The 15,241-nt window shown below is 68.3% G+C and carries 12 protein-coding genes and 1 pseudogene; 7 read left to right on the plus strand and 6 right to left on the minus strand.

The genetic code is table 11. The features are described 5' to 3' along the window. The first annotated feature begins 5 nt into the window (after window positions 1-5). Window positions 6-1,400, plus strand: coding sequence for a mycothione reductase (locus EV138_RS23190; protein ID WP_133980895.1), 1,395 nt, complete (start codon window positions 6-8; stop codon window positions 1,398-1,400). Here EV138_RS23190 and EV138_RS23195 read toward each other — a convergent pair. Then, window positions 1,397-2,881: an LLM class flavin-dependent oxidoreductase gene (locus tag EV138_RS23195; protein ID WP_166678659.1), complete on the minus strand. Its 1,485-nt coding sequence runs from the start codon at window positions 2,879-2,881 to the stop codon at window positions 1,397-1,399. The two genes, EV138_RS23190 and EV138_RS23195, sit on opposite strands and share 4 nt — an antisense overlap. 60 nt (window positions 2,882-2,941) lie before the next feature. Here EV138_RS23195 and thpR point away from each other — a divergent pair, with 60 nt between their 5' ends. Genes thpR through EV138_RS23220 form a run of 5 tightly spaced genes read left to right on the plus strand, consistent with a single transcriptional unit; the run spans window position 2,942 to window position 7,660 of the window. Beyond that, window positions 2,942-3,505, plus strand: coding sequence for an RNA 2',3'-cyclic phosphodiesterase (gene thpR, locus EV138_RS23200; protein ID WP_133980896.1), 564 nt, complete (start codon window positions 2,942-2,944; stop codon window positions 3,503-3,505). Between the two features lie 42 nt (window positions 3,506-3,547). Further along, window positions 3,548-4,393, plus strand: coding sequence for an iron uptake transporter permease EfeU (efeU, locus tag EV138_RS23205; RefSeq protein ID WP_133980897.1), 846 nt, complete (start codon window positions 3,548-3,550; stop codon window positions 4,391-4,393). 42 nt (window positions 4,394-4,435) lie between these two features. Next, complete coding sequence (efeO, locus tag EV138_RS23210) at window positions 4,436-5,578, plus strand: iron uptake system protein EfeO (RefSeq protein ID WP_133980898.1); 1,143 nt, start codon at window positions 4,436-4,438, stop codon at window positions 5,576-5,578. Further along, window positions 5,575-6,846 carry an iron uptake transporter deferrochelatase/peroxidase subunit gene (gene efeB / locus EV138_RS23215; protein ID WP_133980899.1) on the plus strand — a complete coding sequence of 424 codons (1,272 nt, stop codon included), beginning with the start codon at window positions 5,575-5,577 and terminating at the stop codon, window positions 6,844-6,846. The genes efeO and efeB overlap by 4 nt, the downstream gene beginning before the upstream one ends. Window positions 6,847-6,883: 37 nt before the next feature. Beyond that, the gene (locus tag EV138_RS23220; protein ID WP_133980900.1) at window positions 6,884-7,660 is read left to right on the plus strand and encodes a hypothetical protein; all 777 of its coding nucleotides are present in this window, start codon (window positions 6,884-6,886) and stop codon (window positions 7,658-7,660) included. A gap of 26 nt (window positions 7,661-7,686) precedes the next feature. Here EV138_RS23220 and EV138_RS23225 read toward each other — a convergent pair whose 3' ends face one another. From EV138_RS23225 to EV138_RS23240, 4 genes are all read right to left on the minus strand, one after another. Further along, entirely contained in the window at window positions 7,687-8,526 is an 840-nt protein-coding gene (locus EV138_RS23225; RefSeq protein WP_133980901.1) for a carbohydrate ABC transporter permease, read from the minus strand. After that, window positions 8,519-9,502, minus strand: a complete 984-nt coding sequence (locus tag EV138_RS23230; protein ID WP_133980902.1) for a carbohydrate ABC transporter permease — start codon at window positions 9,500-9,502, stop codon at window positions 8,519-8,521. The genes EV138_RS23225 and EV138_RS23230 overlap by 8 nt, the downstream gene beginning before the upstream one ends. Before the next feature lie 93 nt (window positions 9,503-9,595). Beyond that, window positions 9,596-10,918, minus strand: coding sequence for an ABC transporter substrate-binding protein (locus tag EV138_RS23235; protein WP_133980903.1), 1,323 nt, complete (start codon window positions 10,916-10,918; stop codon window positions 9,596-9,598). 259 nt (window positions 10,919-11,177) lie between these two features. Further along, complete coding sequence (locus EV138_RS23240) at window positions 11,178-12,263, minus strand: LacI family DNA-binding transcriptional regulator (RefSeq protein WP_133980904.1); 1,086 nt, start codon at window positions 12,261-12,263, stop codon at window positions 11,178-11,180. 484 nt (window positions 12,264-12,747) lie between these two features. On the opposite strand from EV138_RS23240, the pseudogene EV138_RS38680 reads away from it, so the two are divergent. Further along, a pseudogene (locus EV138_RS38680) lies at window positions 12,748-12,912 on the plus strand (DapH/DapD/GlmU-related protein); the annotation flags it as partial. 1,422 nt (window positions 12,913-14,334) lie between these two features. Here the strand turns inward: EV138_RS38680 and EV138_RS23250 are convergent. Then, the gene (locus tag EV138_RS23250) at window positions 14,335-15,234 is read right to left on the minus strand and encodes a MerR family transcriptional regulator (RefSeq protein WP_133980906.1); all 900 of its coding nucleotides are present in this window, start codon (window positions 15,232-15,234) and stop codon (window positions 14,335-14,337) included. Between the last annotated feature and the right edge of the window lie 7 nt (window positions 15,235-15,241).

Here is a 15,241-nt window from a genome sequence, read left to right on the forward strand (position 1 = left end):
GGGGTGTGACTCATTACGACTTGGTGGTCGTCGGTACCGGCTCGGGCAACACGATCGTGACGAAGCAGTTCGCTGATCGGAAGGTGGCGATCGTCGAGCGGGGCGTCTTCGGCGGCACCTGCCTGAACGTGGGCTGCATCCCGACCAAGATGTTCGTGCACACCGCCGATCTGGCCGCCGTCCCGTCGCACAGTTCGCGGCTCGGGGTGGACGAGACGCTGACCGGCGTTCGCTGGCCGGACATCCGGGACCGGATCTTCGGCCGGATCGATCCGATCTCGGCCGGTGGAGCGGAGTACCGCGAACATCACCCGAACAACGCGAACGTCACGCTGTACCACGGCACCGGCCGGTTCACCGCCAAGCGGGAGCTCACGGTGACGGCCAACGGGAGCCGCGACACCGCGGTCCTGACGGCCGACCGCTTCGTGCTGGCCGCCGGCAGCCGGCCGATCGTGCCGTTCATCCCGGGGCTGGAGGAGACCGGGTTCCACACCTCCGAGACGATCATGCGGCTCGACGAACTGCCGCGCCGGCTGGGCATCATCGGCAGCGGCTTCGTCGCCGCCGAGTCGGCCCACATCTTCTCGTCGCTCGGCGTCGACGTCACGCTGATCGCGCGATCGGACCGGCTGCTGCGGCACGAGGACAGCGAGATCGCGCAGCGCTACACGGAGATCGCGCAGGAGCTGTACACGGTCAAGTTGCTGCACGAGACCGTGCACGTGTGGCGCCGGCACGACGGCATCGTCGTCAAAACGCTGCACCCGGACGGCGCGGAGGAGTTCGTGTTCGACGAGTTGCTGATCGCCGTCGGCCGGACGCCGAACTCGGACGTCCTCAACGTCGAGGCCACCGGGGTGAAGCTCGAGTCCGACGGCCGGGTGGTGGTCGACGAGTTCCAGGAGACGGCCGTCGAGGGGATCTACGCGCTCGGCGACCTCTGTTCGCCGTACCAGTTGAAGCATGTCGCCAACCACGAGGCGCGCGTCGTCCAGCACAACCTGCTGCACCCCGACGACCGGATCGAGTCCGATCACCGGTTCGTGCCGCACGCCGTCTTCGGCTCGCCTCAGGTGGCGGCGGTGGGGCTCACCGAGGAGCAGGCGATCGAGCAGGGCGTCCGGTACGTCGTGGGCCGCGAGGCGTACGCCGATATCGCGTACGGCTGGGCGATGGAGGACACCACCGGCTTCGCCAAGATCCTCGCCGACCCCGACACCGGCCAGATTCTCGGCTGCCACGTGATCGGCCCGCAGGCGGCGACGGTGATCCAGCCGGTCATCCAGGCGATGAGCTTCGGCCTCGACGCCCACCCGATGGCCCGCGGCCAGTACTGGATCCACCCGGCCATGCCCGAGCTGATCGAGAACGCCCTGCTCGCGCTCAAGCTCAACTAGAACGCGGCGATGACCTCGGCGAGGGTGTCGATCGGGGTCAGGTCGTCGTCGAGGTCCGGCAGGCTGATCATCACCTCGGCTGCGCCGGCCTCGGCCAGGTGCCGGAAGCGATCGATGTGGTCGGCAACCGTTCCGGCGTTCACCGTGGCGGCGTAGCGGGCCGGGTCCTGGTTGCGTGGTCTCAACCGCTCGACCAGCTCGTCGACGTGCCGATGATCCTTACCTACAAGGGCTGTCGAGAGATGGGTCAGCGTCGGCGGCTCGCGGTCGACCGAGTGCTTCTTCAGGTACTCGGCCCGCTGTCGCACCTGGCCGGCGTCGCCGAAGACGTTCGCCGCATCGGCGTACCGGGCGGCCAATCGCAGCGTCCGTTGGCCGCTGCCGCCGACGAGGATGGGCAGGTGCTCCTGCAACGGACGCGGGTAGCAGGTGGTGTCCGGTACGTCGAGAACCTTGCCCCGGAACGGTTTGTTGCCCGGACCCCATATCGCCGGCAGCAACTGCAACGCGTCCTCGAGCAACTCGTAGCGCTCACCCACCGGCGGAAACGCCCAGCCGTACGCCTTGTGCTCGGCCTCGAACCAGGCAAGCCCGACACCACAGACCGCCCGACCGCCACTGAGGACATCGAGAGTGGCGGCGATCTTCCCCAGGTGAGCGACGTTGCGATAGGTGATGCCGGTGACCAGCGTGCCGAGCCGGATCCGCTCGGTGCAGGCGGCGAGGTAGGCCAGCGTCGTCCAGCTCTCCAGGAAGTCCTCCCAGGCCCGCCCGACCTGCGGGATCTGCCGGAAGTGGTCCATCACGTAGATGCCGTCGAACCCGGCCGCCTCGGCCTTGGTCGCGACCTCCCGGATCCACTCGCCGGTCGTCTTACGCCCGGCCTTGTGCGTGTAGCTGCTCAGCTGCAACCCGAACTTCAGCTTCGCCGGCGCCTCCTCCGGCCGCCGCGCAGCCTCGGTCGCCTCGACGAACACAGCCGGTACTACGCGGATCGCGGCCGGCCGGAGGATCTCGTCGTACCCCTCTTCGGGCAACTCCTTCTTCACCGCTGACCAGCTCTTCAACTGCGAGCTGAGCACGTCGGCGGGGATCCGTTTGGCCCGCTCCCGGTTCCGCCGGCGGCATTCGTCAGCAGGAGTGTCGAACGCCACAGCCACGCAGGGCATCCCGTGCTCGCGAGCCAGACCGAGCCAGTTCCGGCGGCGCTCCCGATCGAGACCGAGCGTGTCGATGACCGTGGTGAGACCACGCCCGATCCGCTGCCGGACGACTTCCTCCAGCAATGCGAACGCGTCGGTACTCGCGGCCAGATCGTCCTCACCCGCGCCGACCAGCGCCCGCAACCGATCGCTCGACACGATCAGGTCGGCGGCGAACCGCTCCGCCGCCCAGGTCGACTTCCCGGCGGCACCCGGCCCGACCAGCACCACCACGCACGGCGACGGCAGCTTGCGCTCGTCAGCCTCGATCGACGCCATGCCCCAGTGTGACCGGTAATCCAGGCGCCGCAGAACCGGCCGGACCTCTACGCTCGGTGAATGCGATTGTTTGTGGCGGTAGTGCCGTCGGTGGAGGTTGTGGAACATCTGAGTGAATTCGTGGAGCCGCGGCGGGCGTTCCCGGACGACGACATCCGGTGGGCGGCGGACGAGAACTGGCACATCACCCTGGCGTTCCTGGGCGACGTACCGGAGTACAAGACGGATGAGTTGGCCGAGCGGCTGGAGTCGGCGGCCAAGCGGCAGAAGCCGTTCGACCTGCAACTCAGGGGGAGCGGGGCGTTCCCGAGCGTGGCGGACGCGCGGGTGCTGTGGACCGGCGTACGGGACTCCTCGGAGGCGTTGCCGCATCTGGCGATGACCACGCGCGCGGCGGCGAACAAGGCCGGCGTGACGGTGGATGGACGGAAGTTCACCCCGCACCTGACCCTGGCCCGGTTGCGGCAGCCGATGGACGTGGCGCGCTGGGTCCGGATCTTCGACGGCTACGAGGGGCCGTTGTGGACAGCGGACCGTATCGAGTTGATTTCATCACGTCTCGGTGAGGGTCCGAGCCATGGTGCGGCGTACGACACAGTGGGCGAATGGGAGTTCTTAGGCTAGCCTTCGGAAGGTTAGCCGTACCTAATGCCCTGGAGTTCCGCCATGCTCGCCAACTTCCTGATCGGCCTGAGAGAAGGCCTCGAGGCCTCGTTGGTGGTCAGCATCCTGGCCACCTTCCTGGTCAAGTCCGGGCACCGCGATCGGCTCAAGCTGCTCTGGGCCGGCGTCGGCGCGGCGATCGGGGTGGCGGCGCTCGGCTGGGCCCTGCTGCAGTTCATCACCGCGCTGACGGCCAAGTCGTTCACCACCCAGGAGACGATCGGCGGGCTGATGTCGATCGTCGCCGTGGGCTTCGTCACCTGGATGATCTTCTGGATGCGCAAGGCGTCCCGCACGATCGCCAAGGAGTTGCGCGAGCGGATGGGCGCCGCGCTCGAAGTGGGTTCGCGCGCCGTCGTCGTGCTGGCCTTCCTCGCCGTCTTCCGCGAGGGCATCGAGACCGCGTTCATCGTCTACGCCTCGGCGGCGACCGCCAGTACGGCGACGCCGTTCATCGGCGTGCTGCTCGGCCTCGCGGTCGCGGTCGGCCTCGGCTTCGGCATCTACAAGGGTGCGGTCAAGATCAACCTCGGCACGTTCTTCAACTACACCGGCGCCATCTTGATCCTGGTCGCGGCCGGCATCTTCGCCTACGGCTTCCACGACCTGCAGGAGGCCGGCATCCTGCCCGGCCTGGACAACCTCGCCTTCGACATCTCGCACGTGATCCCCCCGGACAGCTGGTACGGCGTCGTCCTCAAGGGCATCTTCAACTTCAGCCCGGCCCCCACCGTGATCGAAGCGATCGCCTGGCTGGCCTATCTCGTCCCGGTGCTGGTGCTCTACCTGCGCCCGGTCAAGAGCAGTACGCCGCCCGCCGTCCGCGCGAAGGCAGCCGAAGCGGCCTGAACTGCCCTGTTCCACCCCTCACCCTGTCCAGGAGACCTCGAAATGTTCACCATCACGGCCCGCCGTGCCACCGCAGCCTGCGCAGTACTGCTGCTCGCTGCACTGACCGGTTGCGCCAAGGAGACCCCGGCGGCCCAGCCCGGTGACAGCACCGGCCCGGTGACGGTCAAGGCGACCGACTCGGAGTGCTCGCTGAGCCGCAGCGACGTCAAGTCGGGCACCAACACGTTCTCGGTCGCCAACGGCGGCAGCAAGGTCACCGAGTTCTACGTGTACGCCGACGGCGACCGGGTGATGGGTGAGGTCGAGAACATCGGCCCGGGCCTCAAGCGCGACCTGATCGTCGAGCTGCCGACCGGCAAGTACCAGGCCGTCTGCAAGCCGGGCATGGTCGGCGACGGCATCCGCGGCGACCTGACCGTCACCGGCGCCGCAGCGGCCCAGGTGGACGAGGACACGGCCCTCAAGCAGGCCGTCGACAGCTACTCGCGGTACGTGAACTCGCAGGCGATCGCGCTGGAGCAGAAGACCACCGACTTCGTCGCCGCGGTCAAGGCGGGCGACGTCGCGAAGGCGAAGGCGCTGTACCCGGTTTCGCGGAGCTACTGGGAGCGGATCGAGCCGGTCGCGGAGTCGTTCGGCGATCTGGACCCGAAGATCGACGCCCGCGTCAACGACGTGGAGCCGGGCACCGAGTGGACCGGGTACCACCGGATCGAGCAGGCGCTGTGGGAGAAGAACACGACCGCCGGGATGGCGAAGTACGCCGACCAGTTGCTGACCGACGTGAAGACGGTGGTCGCCAAGGCCAAGGTCGTGAAGCTGACCCCGCTGCAGCTCGCCAACGGCGCGAAGGAACTGCTCGACGAGGTCGCCACCGGCAAGGTCACCGGTGAGGAGGACCGCTACTCGCACACCGACCTGTGGGACTTCCAGGCCAACCTCGAAGGCTCGCAGGCAGCGATCCAGGCCCTCCGCCCGGCGCTGCAGAAGCGGGACGCCGCGCTCGTCACGACCCTGGACACCGACTTCAAGGCCGTTTTCGCGGCGCTCGACAAGTACCGTACGGCCGACGGCTTCAAGCCCTACACCGCGAGCGAGGCCGAGAAGAAGCAGCTCGGCACCGTCGTCGACGCGCTGGCCGAGCCGGTCAGCAAGGTCGCCGGAGTGATTGCGAAGAAATGACTTCCGAATCCAGCAAGGGAATCTCGCGCCGCGGCCTGTTCGGTGCCGCGGGCGCGGCGGTGGCGACCGGTGTCGCCGGGTACGTCGTCCACTCGGCGGTGTCGGGCGAGGAGTCGCAGGCAGCGGACAACACCGGTCCGGTCGAGTTCCACGGGCCGCACCAGGCCGGCATCGTCACCCCGGCGCAGGACCGGCTGCACTTCGCGACCTTCGATGTCACCGCGACCAAGCGGGAAGCGGTCATCGCCCTGCTGAAGGAGTGGACGGCCGCGGCCGCGCTGATGACCGCCGGCCGCGACATCGGCCAGTACGGCGCGGTCAACGGCCCGGGGGAGGCACCGCCCGAGGACACCGGCGAGGCGGTCGGCCTGCCGCCGGCCCGGCTGACCATCACCATCGGGTTCGGCCCGAGTTTCTTTGTCGATGCCCAGGGCAACGACCGGTTCGGGATCAAGGCGAAGCGGCCGGCCGCGCTGGTGGACCTGCCGCACTTCATCGGGGACGACCTCGATCCGAACCGGAGCGGCGGCGACATCGCCGTACAGGCTTGTTCGGACGATCCGCAGGTCGCGGTGCACGCGATCCGCAACCTGGCCCGGATCGGCTTCGGCACGGTCGCCGTCCGGTACTCCCAGCTCGGCTTCGGCCGGACCTCGTCGACCAGCCGGGCGCAGAGCACGCCACGCAACCTGTTCGGCTTCAAGGACGGTACGGCGAACCTCAAGCTCGAGGACACCGACAAGCTCGAGCAGCAGCTCTGGGTGCAGCCCGAGGACGGCCCGGACTGGATGGTCGGCGGCTCGTACCTGGTCTCCCGGCGGATCCGGATGACGATCGAGATCTGGGACCGGACGTCGCTCGGTGAGCAAGAGCAGATCATCGGCCGCGGCAAGGGCACTGGGGCGCCGCTGGGCAAGGCGGACGAGTTCGACGCGGTCGACTTCAACGCCAAGACCTCCGACGGCTCGCTCAAGGTGCCGGCCGACTCGCACGTCCGGCTGGCGCATCCGCAGTTCAACAAGGGTGCCGAGTTGCTCCGCCGCGGGTACAACTTCGTGGACGGCTCCGACGGCCTCGGCCGGCTCGACGCGGGGCTGTTCTTCCTGGCCTACCAGCGGGATCCGCGCAAGCAGTTCGTCCCGATCCAGCAGCAGCTCGCTCGGGCCGACAAGCTGAACGAGTACATCCGGCACGTCGGCTCCGGCATCTTCGCGTGTCCTGGCGGGGTCACTCCGGGCTCCTACTGGGGTGAAAAACTCTTCACCTGACGTCAGGACAGCCCTCGAACGGCGTAGATTGCGGCGGGTGGGGGATGACCGAGGTACTGATGTCGGGGGGCCGAGGGGCCACGGGCAGGCCGGCCGGGCTGGGCGGACCCGCCCGCCCGAGCCGACCCGGACCGGGCTTTACCTGAGCGTCTTCGCCGGTGTGGTGGTCGCCGTGGTGCTGGTGTTCGTCATCCTGCGGTTCGAGGCCAACCGCGACGACGCCTCCGGTTTCGCCGGCTCCCCGCAGCGGACCACGGCCCGCCCATCCGGCAGCAGCGGTACTACGGCGGGTCGTGGTGGCCCCGTGCCCTGCCAGTCCACCGGTGGGCTGTACTGCTTTCCGCGCGCGACCGTGACGAGCGTGGCCGATGCGCTCAAGGTCCAGGGCGCCACCTGTGGCAAGGACGGCAGCGACATCGCTTGCCGGACCGGCTCGGGTGCGGACGGCTCGCAGGTGTCCGTCCAAGCGGCAGCCGCGGATCTGGACCAGTTGGCCACCCTCAGCATGACCACGTTCAGCCGCGCGCCGGGAAACAACGACGCGGGTCGGGTGCGGGTGGTCGGTCAGTTGGTGCGCGCGGCCCCGACCGTGCTGGCGAATCTGCTGCCGGGAGAGACCAAGACCCAAGGAGCGATCCGGACCTGGCTGTCCGGACACCTGAACAAGTGCCCGGACGGCCCGATCACGATCGGCGGCTACAAGGTCTGGTGCGACCCGCCGACCAGAGTCACAGCCTCGACCTCCGGTCAGCTGGTCAGCACGTGGACCGCCGGCCTCACGATCGACAGCGCCACAGCCTTCCCACCCCGCTGATCAGTACTACTTCACGGCACCTACGGTCACTTCACGGCACCCGCGGTCACGCCGGCGACGAAGTGGCGCTGGGCGAGCAGGAAGCCGATGACGACCGGGATGCTGACGACCAGCGCCGCGGCCATGATCTGGTTCCAGTAGATGTTGGTCTGGGTGGAGTACTGGCGCAGGCCGACCGACAGTGTCCGGTTGGACTCGGTCGTCATCACCGACGCGAACAGCACCTCTCCCCAGGCCGTCATGAAGGAGTAGATCGCCACCGCGATCACACCGGGCCGCGCGGCCGGCAGGACGACCCGGGTGAGTGCGCCCATCGGTCCGCAGCCGTCGACCAGGGCAGCCTCGTCGAGCTCGCGCGGGATGCTGTCGAAGTACCCCGCCAGCATCCAGATCGAGAACGGCAGGCTGAAGGTCAGGTAGGTGATGATCAGGCCGAGCCTGGTCCCGACCAACTGCAGGCCGAGCGAGTTGTTGATGTTCACGAAGATCAGGAACAACGGCAGCAGGAACAGCACGCCGGGGAACATCTGGGTCGACAGCACCGTGGTGGTGAACACGCTGCGGCCGCGGAACCGGAACCGCGACACCGCGAACGCCGCCAGGATCGCGATCGCCACCGAGGCGACGGTCGCGGCGACGGAGACGATTGTGCTGTTCACGAAGTACCGGCCGAGCGGAACCGTCTTCCACATGTCCACGAACGGGTCGAGGGTCAGGTTCGACGGCCACCAGGTGAAGGCGCCCTGGACATCGCGCAGCGGCTTCAGCGACGAGGTCACCATCACGTACAGCGGCAGCAGCACGAACAGCCCGAGCACCGTCAGCACGACGGCCCGGTAGATCTTGAATCCTCTGGTCTCACGCACGGCGGGACCTCCGTCCGGTGACGACGAGATAGGCGCCGGTCACGATCATCAGGAAGATCAGCAGCAGCACGGACATCGCCGCGCCGGAGCCGAAGTTCCAGGTCAGGAACGAGGCGTTGTAGATGTGGAAGGTGATCAGGTCGCCGGCCGGCGGCTGCGCCGTACCGAACAGCACGTACGGCGTGTTGAAGTCGCTGAACGTCCACAGGAAGAGGACCAGGACGAGCACCAGGTTGACCGGGCGCAGCGACGGCAGGGTGATGTTCCGCCACTGCCGTACCGTTCCTGCGCCGTCCACCGAGGCCGCCTCGTAGATGTCCTGCGGGATGCTCTGCAGACCGGCCATCAAGGTCAGGAACGCGAACGGCCACAGCTTCCACAGCGCCACCGTGATCAGCGACGTCAGCGCGTTCCCACCGAGCAGCCAGAACGGGCGGTCGGACAAGATCCCGAGGTTGTCGACCAGGACGTGGTTCACGGCGCCGGTGTCGCGCTGGAGCATGAAGTTCCAGGTCAGGATTCCGGCGTACGCGGGAAGCGCGTACGGCACCAGGAAGAGCGTCCGGACCGCGCTGCGCCCCTTGAACGGCGGCTGGAGCGCGACCGCCGCGGCCATCCCGAGGCACCAGGCCAGCACCACGGTGACGGCCGAGAAGACCACGGTGACGCCGAACGACTTCAGCAGGCCCTCGCCGACGGCGTTGTGGACGTCGACCGCGACCCGGTAGTTGTTCAGGCCCGCCCAGGGCGCCGCCGACCAGTTGGCGATGAAGAACTTCGTCAGCTTCACGAAGCTCATCCAGATGCCGACCAGCATCGGGATGATGTGGATCAGCAGTTCGAGCAGTACGGCGGGGGCGAGCAGCAGATAGGGCAGCTTCCGGCTCAGCCCGGGGCGATGGTCAGGACCGCGTTTCCTGGCCGCCCGTACGCCGGGCGCGGCCTCGGCGGGGGCCTGTTCTGTGGCGACGGACATCCGGTCGCCTCCGTTCTGTGAATGGTCGGCGGCTGGCTACCTCAGTGGCCCGGGCGGCTGATCGAACACGCTCACCCGGGCCACGACGGCAACTCAGCTACCGGCGGCCACCTGATCCTGGGCCGTCTTCAGCGCCGCCTTCACTTCGTCGGCGGTCACCGTCCCGCCGGTGGCGATCTTGCCGAACATGCTGTTCATCGCCTTGCCGACGGTGCTCTCGAACTGGTCCTCGGCCGGCACCAGCGGCAGCGGCTTGGACTTGTTGTTGTAGACGTCCTGGAAAGTCGCGGCCTCAGCGGCGTCGCTGGTGAAGACCGGCTTCGCGTCCTTCAGCACCGGCAGCGACGAGAACGGCTTGCCCAGCGTGGTCTGGGTCGTCGCGTCCGTCATGTACTTGACGAACTTCAGCGCCGCGTCCTTGTGCTTGGTGTTCTTGAAGATCGACAGGTTGATGCCGGCCACGTGGCTGCCGACCGGTGCGGCCGCGCCCGCCGGTGCGGGGAACGGCACGACGCCGTACTCGCCGGCCTTCATGCCGTTGGCGACGATCGAGGAGTCGGCGTTGTTCTGGTTGATCACCATCGCGACCTTCTTGGTGGCGAAGTCGTTCACCGACTTGGTGCCGTTGTCGTACTGCGCGTTCGACGGGTTCGCGACCTTGTCCTTCTGCATCAGGTCGAGGTACCGCAGGACGCCCTGCACGTTGCCGTCACCGGTGAAGGTCGGCTTGCCGTCCTTGTCGAACCAGTCGGCGCCGTTCTGAGCGGCGTTGATGAACGCGAAGTGCACGTTCTCGGTGTAGCTGCCGGCCGCCAGCGCCATCCCCCACTGCTTCTTGGCGGGGTTGGTCAGCTTCTGCGCGTCGGTGACCATCTCCTCCCAGGTCTTCGGCGGCTGCAGACCGGCGGCGGCGAACATCGCCTTGTTGTAGTACAGGCCGTACGCCAGGCCGTAGAGCGGCACCGACGTCGGCGGCTCGCCTTCCTTGCCGCCGGTCGCCAGGGCCGTCGGCACGAACTTGTCCTTGCCGCCGATCGCCTTCATCGCCTCGTCGTCGAACGGCAGGAAGGCACCGGTCGCCTGCAGCGAGGCGGCCCAGGTGTTGCCGATGTTGAGCACATCGGGGCCCTGACCGGAGGTGGTCGCGGTCTGGATCCTGGTCTGCAGGTCGTTCCAGCCGATCACCTCGAGGTTGACCTTGATCCCGGTGTCCTGGGTGAACTTCTGCAGGACCGGGGTCAGCACCTCCTTGTCGTTGTCCAGGCTGGTGCCCTGGTTGCTGGCCCAGTAGGTCAGCGTCTGGTCGCCACCACTGCCGCCATTCGAGCTGTCGCCGGAGTCACTGCCACCGCAAGCGGCCAGGCTGATTCCCAAGGCGGACACCGCTGCTGCGGCTACAAGCGAACGCAGTCTCACGTCGGACTCCCTTGTCCCATCGAGCCTCCGACAGACAGCGGAGGCGGGTCGGGCCCATAGTGGCCTAACCGGTTAAGTATGGGAACCCGAACCGGTTCAGTCTGGTCGAGTTCGTTAATGTTCCGTGACCTTGGTACCCCGCCGGGAACGCGTTATCCGCAGGTTTCTCCGGAGCTTGTGCGGTCCCGGTTGCTTTGCGGCAGGCCGGTACTACGTTCGCCAGGTTAGCGGATGGTGACGAGGCCGTCGCGCTCGGACGTCAGGTCCGCGCGGGGCCACTGGAGTCGCGCACCCGCAGTACGCCGGGCGGTGTCTCCCAGTGCAGACCGGACTCCCCGGCCGCGATCCGGAACAGCAGATCGGCCGCCATCCGGCCGCGTTCCATCGTCTGCTGGTCGACCGCGGTGATGCCCGGCCGGGCCAGCTCACACAGGGGGGAGTCGTCCCAGGCGAGGATCGACAGTTCGCCGGGGACCGCCGTACCGAGATCCGTCGCCACCCGGAGCGCGGCCACGGCCATCAGGTCGTTGCCGAGGACCAGTGCCGTCGGCGGGTTCTTCTTGGCCAGCAGCGAGCGGGTCAGCTCGGCGCCTTCCTCGTACCGGTAGCTGCCCGTCAGGTGCGTCACCCGGATCCCGCGCTGCTTCGCCTTCTCCTGCAGCAGCCGGACGCGGAGTTGCTCGTGGACGAAGGTGAAGGGGCCACTGATGTGCGCGATGTCCACATGGCCCAGCTCGGCCAGGTGGTCGAGCAGCAGCGTCACGGTCTCCTCGGGGGAGCTGATCAGCCGGCCGACGCCGTCGTCGGGCGCGTTCGAACTGACCACGACGCAGGGGACACCCAGCTCCTTGAGCAGCGGCACGCGGGGGTCGTCGTCGTGCTCGTCGAACAGGATGAACCCGTCGACGCGGCCCTGCCGGCTCCAGCGCCGCAGTACGGCCAGATCCTCGCCGTGCTCACCCGTGAGGCGCAGGAGCAATGACGAGTCGACCTCGTTCAGGTACTGCTCGATGCCGACCAGCGTGCGCATGTAGAACGCCTCGGTCGAGATCAGCGCCGGGTCACGGGCGATCACGATGCCGATCGTGCGGGTGCGGCTCGCGGACAGGGCGACGGCGGCCGAGTTCGGGTGAAAACCGAGCTCCTCGGCGAGGCTGAGCACCCGTTGCCGGGTCTCCTCGCTGACCCCGGACCGGCCGTTCAGCGCATACGAGACCGACGCCTTCGAGATGTCCAGCCGGCGGGCGAGGTCGCTGATGGTGACACGCTGGCTGCGTCGGCCACCGCTGCTCGCCGGGCCGTCGAGGGCGGACTGCTCGCCGTCGGTGGATCCCGGTGCCGTCATCTCTTGCCTCCACCCCGCATGCCCCGGACATTAGCAGCGCCGTCCGCTCTCCGGCCGCTGCGCGCGGCTTGTCACGACTCTTGGATAGCGTTATCCAATGATCGCCGAACCTCCGGAACGCCTCGATTTCCTGCCTTGGGAGTACTCCGGTACCGCCTCCGACGACGACCGCGCCCGGCAGGCCGAGCGGCAGCGGGCGCTGACCGGTTCGGTGGAGCTGGCCGCGGATGCCTTCGTCGCCGGCTCGGCGGCGGTCTTCTGTGACCGGTTGCGGATGGGGGAGCGGTCCTACATCGGAGCGCACGCCTACGTCACCGGCGAGATCGAACTCGGCGCGGACACCACCATCAACCCGTTCGCGGTGGTGCGCGGGCGGATCACCTTCGGCGACGGCGTGCGGATCGGCGCCAACGCCTCGCTGATCGCCTTCAACCACGGCACCGCCCCCGACCGCCCGATCTTCCAACAGTCCCACACCGCCCTCGGCATCACCGTCGGCGACGACGTGTGGATCGGCTCGAACGCCATCGTCCTGGACGGCGTCACCATCGGCTCCCACGCCGTCATCGGCGCCGGCGCGGTAGTCACCAAAGACGTCACCCCCTGGGCCGTAGTAGTAGGCAACCCCGCCCACCAAATCCGAGACCGCCGCACCCCCTCCACCACCCCCGCACCGGGCGCCTCCGCACCCACCACCCCCGCACCCACCCCCGCACCCACCGCCCCCACACCCAGCCCGTCCGCACCCAGCCCGTCCGCACCCAGCGCTCCCGCACCCAGCGCTCCCGCACCCACCACTCCCGCACCCACCACCTCCGCACCGGGCGCCTCCGCACCCACCACTCCCGCACCCACCACCTCCGCACCGGGCGCCTCCGCACCCAGCGCCTCCGCACCCACCAGCCGCGCACCGGGCGCCTCCGCATCGGGCGTCTCCGCACCAAGCACCTCCGCACCCACCACCTCCGCACCCACCGCCTCGGCGCCCATCGTCCCCGCCTTCGCGGCTTCGCCGTTCCGCGATCTCGCGGAGCGGCTTTCCGTCTTCGCCGATCGCGCACGTGACCAGGTGGGCGACGTACTCGAGCGTTGTTACGACGGCGAGCGCTTCGTCGACCGCCCCGGCCTCGGCCATCCGGGTGCCATCCGCCCGTGGTGCGATGCCATCGAGATCTCCGACCTCCTACTCCGCCGTACCCCGGACCCTCACACCCGCGACGACCTGGTACGCCGCCTCCGTGCGCGCCAGGACCCTCACACCGGGCTCGTCGCTCCCGGCGATCTCTCCAATGCGGGCCTGGAGCAACCAAGTGAAAGCGCCGAACTCTCTGTCCTGCAAGGCCCCGCCAGCTACCACATCCTCTGCGCCGGTTATGCGCTCCAGCTCCTTGATAGTTGCTTCGAGCATCCGATCGCAGCTGTCGGCGACCTGGAGACCCGGCTGGCCGAGTTGCCCTGGGCAAGAAATGCCTGGAGCGCCGGCGCCGCCGTCGACGCACTCGGTACGGCGATCGCCCGGAACCTCCACGATCACAGGGATCTCGGCCCCGGCCCGTTGTCGACGCTGATCGGCTGGCTGACCACCCACGCCGACCCCCGAACCGGCCTCTGGGGCCAACCGGACCCCGACAACGGCTGGCTCCAGGTCGTCAACGGCTTCTACCGCCTCACCCGCGGAACCTACGCCCAGTTCGGCCTTCCGCTGCCCTATCCCCAAGCCGCCGTCAGGACGGTCCTCACTCACACCAAGGACCGCCGCCGCTTCACCGCCGACGGCAACAACGCCTGCAACATTCTCGACGTCATCCACCCCCTCTGGCTCGCCGGCAAGCAAACCGACTTCGGCCGCCCCGAAGCCCGCAGTTGGGCCGAGAGCACCCTGTCGACCGCCCTCGACCACTGGGTCGACGGCGAGGGATTCGCCTTCGCCCCAACCGGTACCGACGACAACGCCATCCCCGGTCTGCAAGGAACCGAGATGTGGCTGGCCATCACCTGGCTCCTGTCCGACTACCTCGGCCTCTCCGACGCCCTTCGCTACCGCCCCCGAGGCGTCCACCGCCCCGAACCCCTACTCGCCCTTCCCCCCACCTGAACCGCGTGTCCGCTGGACCACGGCTGAGCCACCGGTCCGATGGACCTCGGCTGAGCCGCCGGTCCGATGGACCTCGGCTGAACCACCCATCCGCTGGACCTCGGCTGAGCCGCCGGTCCGCTGGACCTCGGTCCAGCCTGTCCAGCCGCGTTCTTCCAGGAGGGCGATGAGGCGGCGGGCCGGTGGGACCGTGTCGAGCGCCAGTGTGTCCATCAGCTCGGTCAGCGGCGGATCGAGCTCGGTGTCGTTGACGAACTGCTCACCGTGGTCGTCAGCCAACTGAGTCAGGAACGGGGCCAGTTCGTCGGCCAACTGGACCAGTTTCGGGTCGTCGAGATTTTGGTCGAGTGTCTGGCTGAGGATGCGATAGAAGTTGACCATCCTCGGGTCGGCGAGCTGTTGCTGCTTGCGCGTCATCCACGTCGGCACCTGCTCGGGTGATTGCGCGGCCAGCACGATCCAGCCGTCGCGCTCGGCCTCGACGATTCTCTCGTCGACCTCGAGTGCACGCAGGTGGTCCAGATAGTCGACCACCTGAGGTGGCAGCGTCAGTTGGGCACCAGCGGCAAGGCGGGCAATCCGTTCCCGGTGACGTTGCCGTTGCCGGATCTCGTCCTTCAACCGCCGGTCGATCTCGGCGATCGCCGCGGCGAACTCCTCTGCGTCGGCCTGCAGGAGCTCGCGCACCCGGGCCAGCGGAACGCCCGCCTCGGCGAGGGTCCTGATCCTGATCAGCTCGATCACGTCGTCGGCGTCGTACCTGCGGTAGCCGGAATGGTCGCGCTCAGGTTCCGGCAGCAGTCCCTTGGCGTGGTAGTGCCGCACCGCGCGCACGGTCACGCCGGCGTACCTGGCCAATTCGCCGATGGTCAGCATGCGATCA

This window comes from Kribbella voronezhensis (assembly GCF_004365175.1).
GTDB lineage: Bacteria > Actinomycetota > Actinomycetes > Propionibacteriales > Kribbellaceae > Kribbella > Kribbella voronezhensis.